We start from the raw sequence: 13,405 nt of genomic DNA on the forward strand, positions 1-13,405 counted from the left end.
ACTTCCGTACGACGTGGGGCGGCGCTGGACTATCACGCCGCCCCCGGAAATACCGATTGCAGGAATCTATCGTTTTTCGCGATTTGTGTAGATGCGCTCAATCAAGATTCAGACTGATTGCATTTTTCGTCGCAATCGAACGGATGCAGAAAAAAGAAAGCGCCCGAACGTGTCGGGCGCTTTCAGGGTGTCGCAGGAACGGGACGTTGCCGTCAGCTGGACAGATGCTCGATCGCCGCCACGCTGCCCAGGCGGTCGCCCAGGCGCTTGAGCAGGGCCAGGCGGTTGGCGCGCAGCTTGGGATCTTCGGCGTTGACCATCACCGCGTCGAAGAACGCATCCACCTGCGGGCGCAGGCGGGCCAGGCGCGCCAGCACGCTGACGTAATCCTTCTGGTGCAGGCTCGCGTTGCTGTCGTCGATGGCGGCTTCCACCGCTTCGGCCAGTTCGCTTTCCGCCGGTTCGGCGAGCAGCGAAGGATCCACCATGCCCGGGATCTCGCTGTCCGCCTTGCGCAGGATGTTGCGGATGCGCTTGTTGGCCGCAGCCAGCGCTTCGGCTTCCGGCAGCGCCGCGAACGTGCCGATGGCGTCGATGCGGCGGTCGAAGTCGTACAGCGACGCCGGCTTCAGCTCGGCCACCGCATTGAAGTGCGTGGCCGGCACACCCTTGTCGGCGTAGTAGCCGCGCAGGCGGTCGAGGATGAAGTCGTACAGCTCCTGCGGCAGGGCGTCGGTCTTGCGCTCCGCACTGGGCTGCACGGCGGCCGGCAGGCCGGCCAGCGCGCTGGCCAGCAGCGCGCGCAGGTCCAGGTCGAAGCCCGACTCGATGATCGTGCGCGCCAGGCCCAGCGCGTTGCGGCGCAGGGCGAACGGGTCCTTGTTGCCGGTAGGCTTCAGGCCCGCGGCAAAGCCGCCGGCCAGCGTGTCCAGGCGCTCGGCGATGGCCAGCACCTTGCCCAGTGCCGACAGTGCGATGTCGTCGCCACCGAAGCGCGGCTGGTAGGCCTCGTCGATGGCCAGCGCGACCTCGGGCGATTCGCCCCCGGTCACCGCGTAATGACGGCCGGCGATGCCCTGCAGCTCCGGGAACTCGTTGACCATGCGCGACTGCAGGTCGTTCTTGGCCAGCAGCGCGGCGCGCTTGGCCAGCACCGGGTCGGCACCCACCTGCGGCGCGATCGCCCCGGCCAGCGCGACCACGCGCTGCACCTTGTCGGCCACCGAACCCAGCTTGGCCTGGTAGGTCACGGTCTTCAGGCCGTCACCCATCGACTCCAGGCCCTGCTTGAGGTCTTCGTCGAAGAAGAACTTGGCGTCGGCGAAGCGCGGGCGGATCACGCGCTCGTAGCCCTTGGCCACTTCGGCGACGTTCTTCGACTCGATGTTGGCGATGCCGATGAACTTCTCGGTGAGCTTGCCGCTGGCGTCGAGCACCGGGAAGAACTTCTGGTTGATTTCCATGGTTTCGATCAGCGCTTCCTGCGGCACCGCCAGGAATTCGCGTTCGAAACTGCACAGCACCGGCGCCGGCCATTCGACCAGGTTGACCACCTGTTCCAGGTTGTCGTCGGTGATCCGCGCCTGGCCACCGGCCGAGGCCGCTTCGGCATTCACCGCCTCGACAATGCGCGCACGGCGCGCGTCGGGGTCGACCAGCACGCAGGCGGCCTGCAGCGAGCTGACATAGTCGTCCGGCTGCGACAGCCACACGGTCTTGTCGTGCATGAAACGATGGCCACGGCTCATGCGATCGGACTTCAGGCCCAGCACCTCGGCGTCGACCACATCCTTGCCATGCAGCAGCACCAGCCAATGCACCGGGCGGGCGAAGCCGTAGCTGTGGCTGCCCCAGCGCATCGGCTTGGGAATCGGCATGCCGGCCAGCGCCTCGGCCAGGATCTCCGGCAGCAGGCTGGCGGTGCGCGCGCCCGGAGTCACCGAACGGTGCACGAAGCGCTCGCCCTTGGCGTCGCTGGTACGCTCCAGCGCGGTCCAGTCGATCCCGGCCTTGGCCGCGAAGCCCTGCAGCGCCTTGGTCGGCTGGCCGTCGGCGTCGAGCGCGATGTTCAGGTACGGGCCCAGCACTTCGCCCTTCTGCTCCGGCTGCTCCAACGCCACGCCGGGCAGCAGCACCGCCAGGCGGCGCGGGGTCGAGAGCGGCTTGGCCTCGCCCTTCTCAACGGCTACGCCACGCTTGGTCAGGCCATCCACAACACCATCGAAGAACGCCTGGGCCAGGCCCGGCAGCGCCTTCACCGGCAGTTCTTCGGTACCCAGTTCGATCAACAGCGGCAGCATCGTGCTCATGCCTGCACCTCCTTGGCTGCCACCGCTTCGATGCGCTTGGCTTCATACAGTTTTGCCACCGCCTGGGCCAGCGCGCGCACGCGCAGGATGTAGCGCTGGCGCTCGGTCACGCTGATCGCGCGGCGCGCGTCCAGCAGGTTGAACGAATGGCTGGCCTTGCAGACCTGCTCATAGGCCGGCAGCGGCAGGCCCACCTCGACCAGCTTCTGCGCTTCCTTCTCGCAGGCGTCGAAGCGGTGGAACAGCTCGTCCACGTCCGCATATTCGAAGTTGTAGGTGCTCTGCTCCACTTCGTTCTGCAGGTACACGTCGCCGTAGGTCACCGCCGTGCCGTCCGGCCCGTAGGTCCAGACCAGGTCGTAGACGTTGTCGCAGTTCTGCAGGTACATGCACAGGCGCTCGAGACCGTAGGTGATCTCGCCCAGCACCGGCTTGCACTCCAGGCCACCAGCCTGCTGGAAGTAGGTGAACTGGGTCACTTCCATGCCGTTGAGCCACACTTCCCAGCCCAGGCCCCAGGCGCCGAGCGTCGGCGATTCCCAGTTGTCCTCGACGAAGCGCAGGTCGTGTACCAGCGGGTCGATGCCCAGCGCCTTGAGCGAATCCAGGTACAGCTGCTGGATGTTGGCCGGGCTCGGCTTCATCGCCACCTGGTACTGGTAGTAGCGCTGCAGGCGGTTGGGGTTCTCGCCGTAGCGGCCGTCGGTGGGACGGCGCGAGGGCTGCACGTACGCCGCGTTCCAGCTTTCCGGACCGATCGAGCGCAGGAAGGTCGCCGGGTGGAAGGTGCCGGCACCGACCTCCAGGTCCAGCGGCTGGATCAGCACGCAGCCCTGCTGCGCCCAATACTGGTTGAGGGTCTGGATCAGGCCCTGGAAAGTGATCGGAACGTTCGGGTTCGCGGACATGCGGCGGATTCTTGCCTGCAAAGGGGGTGCGCTAGTATAGCGAGGGACCTGCAACCCCCGCTTCGAGGATTCTGGCGCCATGGAACACTGCTCACCGGCAACGCTTGCCCCCGCGCCCGCCCCGCAGCCCCTGCCGCCGGGCCGGCTGGTGTTCGAGCAGGTAGCGGCGGCCATGGTCGCCGACGGCCTGGTCGCGGCGCAGGACGTGGAGCGCATCCGTTTTACCGGCCAGGGCGCACGCAACGCCAGCGAAGTGCACCCGCTGGTGCTGCTGGCCAACCTGAAGCTGGCCGCGGCCGGCGGCGGCGAACTGGGCCTGGAGCGCCTGACCCAGTGGCTGGCCGAACGCACCGGCACCCGCTACCTGCGCATCGACCCTACCCGGGTGGACGTCTCGGCGGTCACCTCGCTGGTCTCGCACGCCTATGCCCGGCGCCACCGCTTCCTGCCGCTGGCAGTGGACAGCGAACGCCTGCTGGTGGCCACCAGCGAACCGCTGTCCCAGGAGTGGCTGCTCGACCTGCAGCACCTGACCCGCCGCCGGATCGAGCTGGCGATGGTCAATCCGCTCGACCTGCATCGCTACACCATGGAGTTCTACGGGGTCACCCGTTCGGTGCGGGGCGCCCGCAGCGATTCGCGCAGCGAGACCAACGGCACCCTGCCCAGCTTTGAACAGCTGGTGGAACTGGGCCGCGCCGGCGATGTGAACGCCGACGACCAGCACGTGGTGCACATCGTCGACTGGCTGCTGCAGTACGCCTTCGAACAGCGTGCCTCGGACATCCACCTGGAACCGCGCCGCGACATGGGGCGCATGCGCTTCCGCATCGACGGCGTGCTGCACAAGGTGTTCGAGGTGCCGCCGGCGGTGATGACCGCCGTGGTGAGCCGCATCAAGGTGCTGGGCCGCATGGACCTGGCCGAGCGCCGCCGCCCGCAGGACGGGCGCATCAAGACCCGTTCGCCGGGCGGGCGCGAGGTCGAAATGCGCCTCTCCACCATGCCCACCGCCTTCGGCGAGAAGTGCGTGATGCGCATCTTCGACCCGGATGCCGCCTTCAAGAGCATCGACCAGCTCGGCTTCAGCCCGCAGGAAGCGGCCGGCTGGACCGCCCTGGTCGAGCGCCCGCACGGCATCGTGCTGGTCACCGGCCCGACCGGTTCGGGCAAGACCACGACCCTGTATTCCACCCTGAAGCGCCTGGCCACGCCGGACGTGAACGTGTGCACGGTGGAAGACCCGATCGAAATGATCGCCCCGGAATTCAACCAGATGCAGGTGCAGACCAACATCGACCTGGATTTCGCCGCCGGCGTGCGCACCCTGCTGCGGCAGGACCCGGACATCATCATGATCGGCGAAATCCGCGACCTGGAAACCGCCCAGATGGCGGTCCAGGCCTCGCTGACCGGCCACCTGGTGCTCTCCACCCTGCACACCAACGACGCGCCCTCGGCGATCACCCGCCTGCTCGACCTGGGCGTGCCGCATTACCTGCTGGCCAGCACCATCAACGGCGTGCTCGCCCAGCGCCTGGTGCGCACCCTGTGCCCGCACTGCAAGGTACCCAAGCCGCTCACCGCCGCCCAATGGGCGGTCCTGGCTGATGCCGATGAAGCATTACCAGAGTCGGCCACGCCATATGCACCGGCCGGTTGCCTGGACTGCCGGCGCACCGGTTTCCTCGGCCGTGTCGGCCTGTATGAGTTGCTGCCATTGGGCCCGCGCCTGCGCGGCCTTATCCGCGCGGACATGGATCTGGCCGGTTTCAGCCAGGCCGCGCGTGCTGAAGGAGTGAGAACCCTGCGTCGCGCGGCACTTGAAAAGGTGGCGGCAGGGCTGACTACAATCGAGGAAGTCCTGACCGTACTGCCTCCGCGAGATGAACCGCACGCCCTTCCTGATTCTTGAAACCGGCCAACCGGTCGCCTCGCTGCGCCGTTACGGCCGTTTTCCGCACTGGATCCGCGTCGCGGCCGGCCTGGATGCCGACGAAACCGTGGTCGTCGACGTGGTCAAGGGCGACGAACTGCCCGACCACCGCGACTATGCCGGCGTGATCATCAGCGGCTCGGCCGCCTACGTCACCGACCGCGCCGACTGGAGCGAGCGGAGCGCACAGTGGCTGCGCGCCGCCGCCCACGACAACCGCCCGGTGTTCGGCATCTGCTACGGCCACCAGCTGCTCGCGCACGCCCTGGGCGGCGAAGTGGCCTACAACCCGGCCGGGCGCGAGTCCGGCACCATCGAGCTGGCGCTCGAACCCTCGGCCGTGGACGACCCCCTGTTCGCCGGCCTGCCGGCCCGCTTCCCGGCCCACGCCACCCACCTGCAGACCGTGCTGCGCGCCCCCGAAGGCGCCGCCATCCTGGCGCGCTCGGCGCAGGACAACTGCCACGCCTTCCGATGGGGCCAGCAGGCCTGGGGCGTGCAGTTCCACCCCGAGTTCGCCACCCACCACATGCGCGGCTACGTGCGCGCCCGGGCCGAGTGCATCAGCCGCCATGGCGGCTGCGCGCGCAGCCTCGCCCGCGGCGTCAGCGCCGCCCCGCTGGCCCGCCAGCTGCTGCGCCGCTTCGTCCGCCAGGCCCGCAACAACTGAAAGCCCTGCGCCAGGTAGCTTTCCTTCAGGTCACGCGCGCGGAAAACAGGGATAATCGATTCGATCCAGGGCGCGTGCGCCCTTCCCCCTGTTCCGGAATGGTATGAGCGAGATTCGCAAGCTGCCCGCCTCTGCGGGCGCCCAATGGCTGCTGGACGCGTTTTCCCTGTATCGCCGCGCACCGCTGCAGCTCGCGGTCCTTGGCGTGATCGGCATGCTGGTCAGCTCGCTGATCCTCGTGCTCGCCCAGGCCCTACCCAGCTGGCTCGGCGTCATGGGCCAGCTGCTCTCCGTCGCCGTCGGCCCACTCGTCTTCGGCGGCATGCTCTGCGCCGTGCGCGAAGTCGACGACGGCCACCGCGCCACCCCCGTGCACCTGCTGCAGCCGATCCGCGACCGCCGCGTCAGCCACCTGCTGGTTCCGCTCGCGATCCAGCTGATCGCCATCATCGCGCTCGGTTCGCTGCTCTACCTGATGATGGGCAGCGAAGGCCTCACCGCCTCCGCCGAAATGTTCCGCAAGATGCAGGAACTGCAGCAGTCCGGCGCCACCCCCAGCAACGAACAGACCCTGGCCCTCATGGCCGGCGTCCCGGTGATGCGGATCCTGCTCTGGATCCTGCTCGCCTTCGCCACCTTCGTCGCGCTGAGCATGGCCATGTTCACCCAGCCCGCCCTGGTCGTGTTCGATCACCAGAGCGGCATGCACGCCCTGCGCATGAGCCTGCAGGGCTGCATCCGCAACTTCGGCGCCATGGCCGTGTTCATGCTGCTAGGCCTGATCGCCACGCTGTGCATCTACTTCCTGGTCGTCATCGCCATGCAGCTCGCCATGCTCGTCGCCGGCGTCGGCGCCGCCGCCTTCGTCATGCAGCTCGCCATGTCCACCGTCATCATGCCGCTCTACGTAGGCGCCGTGTACGCCGCCTGGAAGCAGATGTTCGACCACCGCGGCCGCACCACCCCGCCGCCGGTACCGCCCAAAAGCGGCCCAGACAACATCTTCGCAGCGTAGAGACGCGCCGCACGCGTCTGTTCTTGCAGCGACCGGTGAAAGGGCTGGAGAAGAGCCCCCTTCTTGTTGAAGGGGGCGCGCCGAAGGCGCGGGGTTAAGGTGGAATGCTCGGATATCACGGGCCGAAGGCACGTGATATCTCGGAGCGGGGCTGCCCGGCGGCCGCCCCTGCACGTAAGAACTGAAACGCTGCTCTCAGCGCAATCTAAAAGCGAAGCGAATCACTGAGTCTGCTTCGCATCGCTTTTCGCAGGCACCAACCACCGCGAAGCGTGGATCCCAAGCTCATAGAGCAGCACCATCGGAATCGCCAGCATCAGCTGCGACACCACGTCCGGTGGCGTCAACACCGCCGCCAGCACGAAAATGCCCACGATCGCGTAACCCCGGCCTTCCTTGAACTGCTGCGGCGACACCCAGCCCAGCAGCGTCAGGATCACCATCGCCACCGGCAACTCGAAACTGCTGCCGAACGCAAAGAAGATCGCCAGCACGAAATCCAGGTACGCATTCGCATCCGGCGTGATCGCAATCACATCCGGCCGGAACGTCGTCAGGAAATGGAACACCGCCGGCAGCACCAGGAAGTACGCAAACGCACAGCCGATGTAAAACAGCAGCACCGACGTCGCCAGCAACGGCACCGCCAGACGCTTCTCCCGCGCATACAGGCCCGGCGCAACGAACGCCCACAGCTGGTACAGCAGCCACGGCACCGCAATGAACAATGCCACGAAGAACGTCAGCTTCAGCGGCGCGAAGAACGCCCCCGCCGGATTGATCGCAATCATCGACTGCCCATTCGGCAGCTGCGAAATCAACGGGTGTGCCAGCCAGTTGTAGATCTGCCGCGAAAACGGCATCAGCCCCAGCAGCACCACCCCCAACCCGATCAGCGCCCGCATCAACCGCGCCCGCAACTCGATCAGGTGTTCGATCAACCCGCTTTCCGGATTCTCATTGCCACTCATCGCGGCACCTCCGGCGCAGCAGGCGGCGGATCACGCGGCGCCTGCCCATCGATCCCCGGCGGCGCCATCGCATCGCGGGCGTCCTCCGCCACCACATGCTGGGCGACGCTCGCCGGTGAACCCGGCGCAGGCCCCGTCATCACCGGCTCCTCGCCTGGCCCGACCGCAGCGTCCGTCGCATGCACCTGCTCGCGCACCTGCTCCGCCTCGCGTCGCACCGCCTCACCGCTCGCGCGCAGCTGCGCCTCCGTATCGCGCACCGACTCCTGCGCCTCACGGAACTGCCGCTTGATCTCATCCGCGTGCAGCTCGCGCTCAAGCTCCTGCTTCACCGAATCCCACTGATTGCGCGCACGTCGCACCCACAGCCCCGCAAAGCGCGCCGCCTTCGGCAGCCGCTCCGGACCCAGCACGACCAGCGCGACGACCGCGATGACCAGCAGCTCACTGAAACCAATATCGAACACGGCATGCCGCCTTGATCAGCGACGGTCGCGGTCGTGCTCGTTCTGCGAGGTCGTCGACGGATCCTGCGGACGCGCCTCATCGCTCAGCTGCGCGGTCGGCTTGTCGTCGTCGCGCATGCCCTTCTTGAATTCCTTGACCGCACTGCCCAGGTCCTTGGCGCCACTGGTCAGCTTCTTGGTGCCGAACACCAGCAGCACGATGACCAGTACCACCACCCAATGCCAAATGCTGAAACTGCCCATGATGTTCTGCTCGCATTACCTGGAAACCAAGCCTTGAGCATAGCGCACCGCCGGGAGGGCGGCGCGCGTGACGAAAGTCAGTTTCCGTCCAACGACTCGGTACGGACCTCGCCCTCACCCACCGGCTGGAAGCCCTGCTGCGGCGCCGGCTGGGCCGGAACCGCCTGCAGCGGCGCCGTGGTGGCGCCCGCCCCGGCCTGTTCAGCTGCCGCCGGGGCCGCCTGCTGCGGCTGCGGGCCTGCCGGCCGCGGTGCCGGCGCGCTGCTGGCCGTGCCCCGGTTCTGGCGCGCCGAATAGGTCGCCTCTTCCAGGCGGTCACGGAAGGCCACCACGTCCATCGACGGCTGCCCCGTGGTGCGGCCCTCGATGATCATCCGCGCCGTGGTGTTGCTGCCATACGCGTCCAGGTTGGACGCATCGTCGATCTGCAGCACCGCCCCGTCCAGCGCCACGCCCGCGAACAGCCCGCGCGCGCGCGACCACGACCAGATCTCCGCCTTCAGCTGCCCGTCGGTGGCCGCCGCCGCATTGCGCCCGACCGGACCGGCCGCCACGCCGGCATCTGCGCCCAGCGTGAACTTGCCGTTGACGATGTTGTCCAGGCTGCGGTCATTGCGGAACACCAGCACCACGTCCGACGACTGCACACCGGCCTGGAAGCCGATGCTGCCGCCGGTGAGCTTGATGAACGCCGGGCTCGACCAGCTGCCGTCCGGATTCTTGACCGACATCAGGCCATACCCGCGACGGCCGCCAATCACCAGCCCCGCCTTGATCGTGTCGGGAATGACCACTACGGCCCGTGCTTCGTCCAGCAACTTGTCCGGGATGCCCTGTTCGGGGATCGCCTGGATCTCATTCAGCACGCGCACCGCATTACGGGCGCGCTGGTCCTGCTCCGGCCCGGCGAATGCCTGGGTCGACATCAGGCTGGCGGTGATCAGCAGTGCAAGGCTCAAACGGCGCATGGGTGCTCCAGAAAGGGGGGAATCGAAATACGGACGATTCAGAAAATAGATCGTTTCCCCGAAATTAGTGGGGTTCTTATGAATCCGCAATGAGTATGCACGCGCTGTCGCGCAGACCTGCGAGAATGTCCCCATGATCGACGCACCCGACACCGCCGTGCTGGCGGTCAATCTAGGCACACCCGAGACGCCCACCGCACCTGCGGTGCGGCGCTACCTGGCGGAATTCCTCAGCGACCCGCGCGTGGTCGCGATCCCGCCGTTGCTGTGGAAGCCGCTGCTATACGGCCTGATCCTGCCCCTGCGCAGCGGCCGTTCGGCCGCCAAGTACGCCCAGGTCTGGCTACCCGACGGCTCACCGCTGATGGTGCATACCCGCCGCCTGGCCGAGGCCATGCAGCAGCTGATGCCCAACCTGCGGGTCCGCCACGCCATGCGCTACGGCGCCCCGGCGCTGACCGCCGAGCTGGACCGGCTCGCCGCCGAAGGCATGCGGCGGATCGTGGTGCTGCCGCTGTATCCGCAGTACTCCACCACCACCACCGCCTCCATCGAAGACCAGGTGCGCGACTGGCAGCCACGGCATCCGGGCGTCACCGTCACCCTGGTGCGCGACTACGCGGTCGACCCGGACTGGGTGGCCGCCGTGGCCGGCAGCATCCGCCAGTGGTGGGCCGAACACGGGCGCGGCGAGCGCCTGGTGTTCTCCTTCCACGGCATTCCCCAGCGCCTGGCCGACGCCGGCGACCCGTACCCGCAGCGCTGCGAAGCCAGCGCCAAGGCGATCGCGCAGGCGCTGGAGCTGGGCCCTGACGACTGGCAGCTCACCTACCAGTCGCGCTTCGGTCGCGAGAAATGGCTGCAACCGTATGCCGAACCCACGTTGTGGGCGATGGCCGAACGCGGGATCAGGAAGATCGACGTGGTCTGCCCCGGCTTTGCCACCGACTGCCTGGAAACCCTGGAAGAGGTGGCGATGGGGTTCACCGAAACGGTGGCCGAGCGCGGCGCGCAGATGCGCTACATCCCCTGCCTCAATGCCGATCCCGCACATGCGCTGGCACTGTCGCGGCTGAGCATCGCGGCGCTGACATGAGGCTGGAACCGTTCACCCTGCCGGTCGACGGCAGCATCGTCGCCGGGCTGCGCTCGACGGCCACCGAAGGTACCCGCGTACTGGCCCTGCATGGCTGGCTAGACAACGCCGCCAGCTTCGTACCGCTGGCCGACGCGCTGCCCGATCTGCAACTGGTGGCCATCGACCTGCCCGGCCACGGCCACAGCGCGCATCTGCCGCATGGCACCCAGTACAACACCCCCGGCGCGATCTGCCACGTTCTGGACGTGGCCGATGCATTGGGCTGGGAGCGCTTCATCCTGCTGGGCCATTCCATGGGTGCCGGCATTGCCAGCCTTACCGCTGCGGCAGCACCCGAGCGCGTGGAGCGCCTGGTCGCCATCGAAGCACTCGGCGGCCTGCGTGGTCCTGAGGATGAAACCGCGCAGCGCCTGCGCGACCACGTGCGCGCTGTGCGTGCACTGCCGTCGAAGAAACTGCGCGTGTTTGCCGACCTGGCCGCGCCGGTACGCGCGCGGATGATGGCCAACCAGCTCAGCGAGCCGTGCGCGCGCCTGCTGGTCGAGCGTGGCGTGATGCCGGTGGAAGGTGGCTACAGCTGGTGCAGCGACCAGCGCCTGATGCTTCCGACCGCGATGCGGATGAGCGAAGCGCAGATCGACGACCTGCTGGCCGCGATCGAATGCCCCACCCAGGTGATCTACGCCACCCCGGCGCAGTCCTATTACCCCGAGCCGCTGCGCAGCGAGCGCATCAAACTGCTGCGCAATGGCCGCCTGGACGTATTCCCCGGCACCCATCACGTGCACATGGAACACCCGCACCGCGTGGCGGATGTAATCGCACGGTTCCTGGCGACGTAGCGTTCGCGCGCCTGCGACACCGTGTCGCACTCAATAGTGCACGGATCTGACCGATACCGATGAAGCAGGCACACGGGTTGTGCCTGTGTTGTCGCCTGCTCCGTTGATTGCGAAGCCGCGTGTGATCCGGCTTCCAGGAAGAAGCGTGTTTCGCCGCGTCAATGCGGCGGGCGCTGCATTCTCTTCCAGGAGCTTCCATGTCATCTCTTTCCGTGCTTTCCCTGCTCGCGGCCTCCGGCGGCACGCTGCTCGCCTTGGCGATCCGGCAGCATCGTCGCGAAGCGGCGCTGATGGCCGACATTGGCCACCTCACATCGCGCCTCAACGACCTGCAGGCCCGCCCCGATGTGGACACCGTCGGCGCTGCCCTCGATGCGCAGGTGCGCCAGGCCATGGAGGTCTCGCAGACCGCGCTGATGATCGCCGATCCCACGCATGTGATCCGCTACGCCAATCCGGCCGTGGTGCGCCTGCTGCGCAACCAGCAGGCCAGCCTGCGTGACGCCTTCCCCGGCTTCGACGCAGAGCGCCTTATTGGCAGCAGCATCCATCGCTTCCATGCCAATCCGGATCGCATCCGTGGGGTACTGGATACCCTGCAGGCGACCCATCACGGCCGCGTGCGGATCGGTCCGGTGCACTTTGCTCAGGTGGTCACGCCGATGTTCGATGGCGCCGGCGCACGTCTGGGTTTTGCAGTGGAATGGCACGACCGCACCGACGAGCTGCTGCTCGAGAATGCCGTGTCCGATATCGTCGCCGCCGCCAGCCGTGGCGACTTGGATCGCCGCCTGCCGCAGGGCGACGGCGGGGCGGGATTCATGGACGGGCTGACCCGTGGCATCAATCAGTTGCTGGAGCGCGTCGGCGCCACCGTGGGCGATGTCCGCCATGTGCTGGCGGGCTGGCCCGGGGCGACCTCGGCCAGCGCATGCACGGCGAGTACGAAGGTTCGTTCGCCGCCATGCAGCGCGACGCCAATGCGACGGCCGAGCAGTTGAGCGCGATGGTAGAGCGCATCCGCCACAGCGCTGCCGCCATCCACACGGCCGCCGGCGAGATTGCGAGCGGCAACGACGACCTTTCCGGGCGTACCGAGCGGCAGGCAGCCCATCTGGAGGAGACCGCTACTTCGATGGAGGAGCTGACCACCACCGTTCGCCAGAATGCTTCGCAGGCGGGCAAGGGCAGCACCCTCGCACAGGGCGCGCAGGACGTCGCCGAGCAGGGCAGCAGCGTGGTGGGTCGAGTGGTCACCACGATGGAGGGGATCGAACGCGCATCGCGCAGGATCGGCGACATTACCGGCGTGATCGACGGCATCGCCTTCCAGACCAACATCCTCGCGCTCAACGCGGCAGTAGAGGCGGCACGCGCCGGCGAGCAGGGCCGCGGGTTCGCGGTGGTTGCAAGCGAAGTGCGTGCGTTGGCGCAGCGTTGCGCGGAAGCGGCCCGCGAGATCCGCCAGCTGATCGACACCTCGGTCACCGAAGTGGCCGACGGCGTGCGCCTGGCCAAGGACGCCGGTAGCACCATGCACGATATCGTCGGCAGCGTGGCGTCGGTCAGCGAAATCATGGCCAGCATCGCCGCAGCCTCGCACGAGCAGGCCGGCGGCATCGACCAGATCAACCAGACCGTCGTACGGATGGACCACGCCACCCAGCAGAACGCGGCGTTGGTGGAAGAGGCGAGTGCAGCGGCAAGAGAGTTGGAGCAGGAGGCAGAAGCATTGACCGCCGCGGTCGCCGTGTTCCGGTAATCGACGCGGATCAACCGGGGCATGCATGCCCCGGTTCGGTCGCTGCGGCCAAAAGAAAAAACCCCGCTGCGTGAGCAGCGGGGTTTTTGGGTGTAAACCCTGGCGATGACCTACTCTCGCATGGCTTGAGCCACACTACCATCGGCGCAGCTGCGTTTCACTTCCGAGTTCGGGATGGGATCGGGTGGTTCCACAGCGCTAATTTCACCAGGGAG

The 13,405-nt window shown here is 67.4% G+C and carries 11 protein-coding genes, 1 rRNA gene and 1 pseudogene; 6 read left to right on the forward strand and 7 right to left on the reverse strand.

All coding sequences use genetic code 11. The annotated features are described in order from the left end of the window. Nucleotides 1–212: 212 nt before the first annotated feature. Entirely contained in the window at nt 213–2,309 is a 2,097-nt protein-coding gene (gene glyS, locus HGB51_RS10830) for a glycine--tRNA ligase subunit beta (protein ID WP_070208887.1), read from the reverse strand. Further along, nucleotides 2,306–3,217: a glycine--tRNA ligase subunit alpha gene (gene glyQ / locus HGB51_RS10835; protein WP_070208886.1), complete on the reverse strand. Its 912-nt coding sequence runs from the start codon at nt 3,215–3,217 to the stop codon at nt 2,306–2,308. The genes glyS and glyQ overlap by 4 nt, the downstream gene beginning before the upstream one ends. A gap of 79 nt (nt 3,218–3,296) precedes the next feature. On the opposite strand from glyQ, the gene HGB51_RS10840 reads away from it, so the two are divergent. The 3 genes from HGB51_RS10840 to HGB51_RS10850 all read left to right on the forward strand — a co-directional run bounded on the left by HGB51_RS10840 (nt 3,297) and on the right by HGB51_RS10850 (nt 6,838). Next, nucleotides 3,297–5,132 (forward strand): GspE/PulE family protein, encoded by a 1,836-nt coding sequence (locus HGB51_RS10840; protein ID WP_070208885.1) that lies wholly within the window; start codon nt 3,297–3,299, stop codon nt 5,130–5,132. Continuing rightward, complete coding sequence (locus HGB51_RS10845; protein WP_070208884.1) at nt 5,104–5,823, forward strand: glutamine amidotransferase; 720 nt, start codon at nt 5,104–5,106, stop codon at nt 5,821–5,823. Before HGB51_RS10840 ends, HGB51_RS10845 begins: the two co-directional genes overlap by 29 nt. A 103-nt stretch (nt 5,824–5,926) precedes the next feature. Beyond that, complete coding sequence (locus HGB51_RS10850; protein WP_070208883.1) at nt 5,927–6,838, forward strand: BPSS1780 family membrane protein; 912 nt, start codon at nt 5,927–5,929, stop codon at nt 6,836–6,838. Between the two features lie 221 nt (nt 6,839–7,059). Here HGB51_RS10850 and tatC read toward each other — a convergent pair whose 3' ends face one another. From tatC to HGB51_RS10870, 4 genes are all read right to left on the reverse strand, one after another. Next, entirely contained in the window at nt 7,060–7,809 is a 750-nt protein-coding gene (gene tatC / locus HGB51_RS10855) for a twin-arginine translocase subunit TatC (protein ID WP_070208882.1), read from the reverse strand. Further along, nucleotides 7,806–8,276: a Sec-independent protein translocase protein TatB gene (tatB, locus tag HGB51_RS10860; RefSeq protein ID WP_171966809.1), complete on the reverse strand. Its 471-nt coding sequence runs from the start codon at nt 8,274–8,276 to the stop codon at nt 7,806–7,808. The genes tatC and tatB overlap by 4 nt, the downstream gene beginning before the upstream one ends. 15 nt (nt 8,277–8,291) lie before the next feature. Beyond that, nucleotides 8,292–8,519, reverse strand: coding sequence for a Sec-independent protein translocase subunit TatA (gene tatA, locus HGB51_RS10865; protein ID WP_070209607.1), 228 nt, complete (start codon nt 8,517–8,519; stop codon nt 8,292–8,294). Between the two features lie 77 nt (nt 8,520–8,596). Next, entirely contained in the window at nt 8,597–9,487 is an 891-nt protein-coding gene (locus HGB51_RS10870) for a lipid-binding SYLF domain-containing protein (protein ID WP_070209606.1), read from the reverse strand. A 133-nt stretch (nt 9,488–9,620) separates the two neighbouring features. Here HGB51_RS10870 and hemH point away from each other — a divergent pair, with 133 nt between their 5' ends. The 3 genes and pseudogenes from hemH to HGB51_RS20405 form a co-directional block, all read left to right on the forward strand. Continuing rightward, nucleotides 9,621–10,583, forward strand: a complete 963-nt coding sequence (gene hemH / locus HGB51_RS10875; RefSeq protein ID WP_070209605.1) for a ferrochelatase — start codon at nt 9,621–9,623, stop codon at nt 10,581–10,583. Continuing rightward, on the forward strand, nt 10,580–11,428 hold the full coding sequence (locus HGB51_RS10880) for an alpha/beta fold hydrolase (protein WP_070209604.1): 849 nt from the start codon (nt 10,580–10,582) through the stop codon (nt 11,426–11,428). Before hemH ends, HGB51_RS10880 begins: the two co-directional genes overlap by 4 nt. A 356-nt stretch (nt 11,429–11,784) precedes the next feature. After that, nucleotides 11,785–13,190: pseudogene (locus HGB51_RS20405) on the forward strand (methyl-accepting chemotaxis protein); the annotation flags it as partial. 97 nt (nt 13,191–13,287) lie between these two features. Here the strand turns inward: HGB51_RS20405 and rrf are convergent. Next, nucleotides 13,288–13,402 (reverse strand): 5S ribosomal RNA (gene rrf, locus HGB51_RS10890). Between the last annotated feature and the right edge of the window lie 3 nt (nt 13,403–13,405).

This window comes from Stenotrophomonas bentonitica (assembly GCF_013185915.1).
GTDB lineage: Bacteria > Pseudomonadota > Gammaproteobacteria > Xanthomonadales > Xanthomonadaceae > Stenotrophomonas > Stenotrophomonas bentonitica.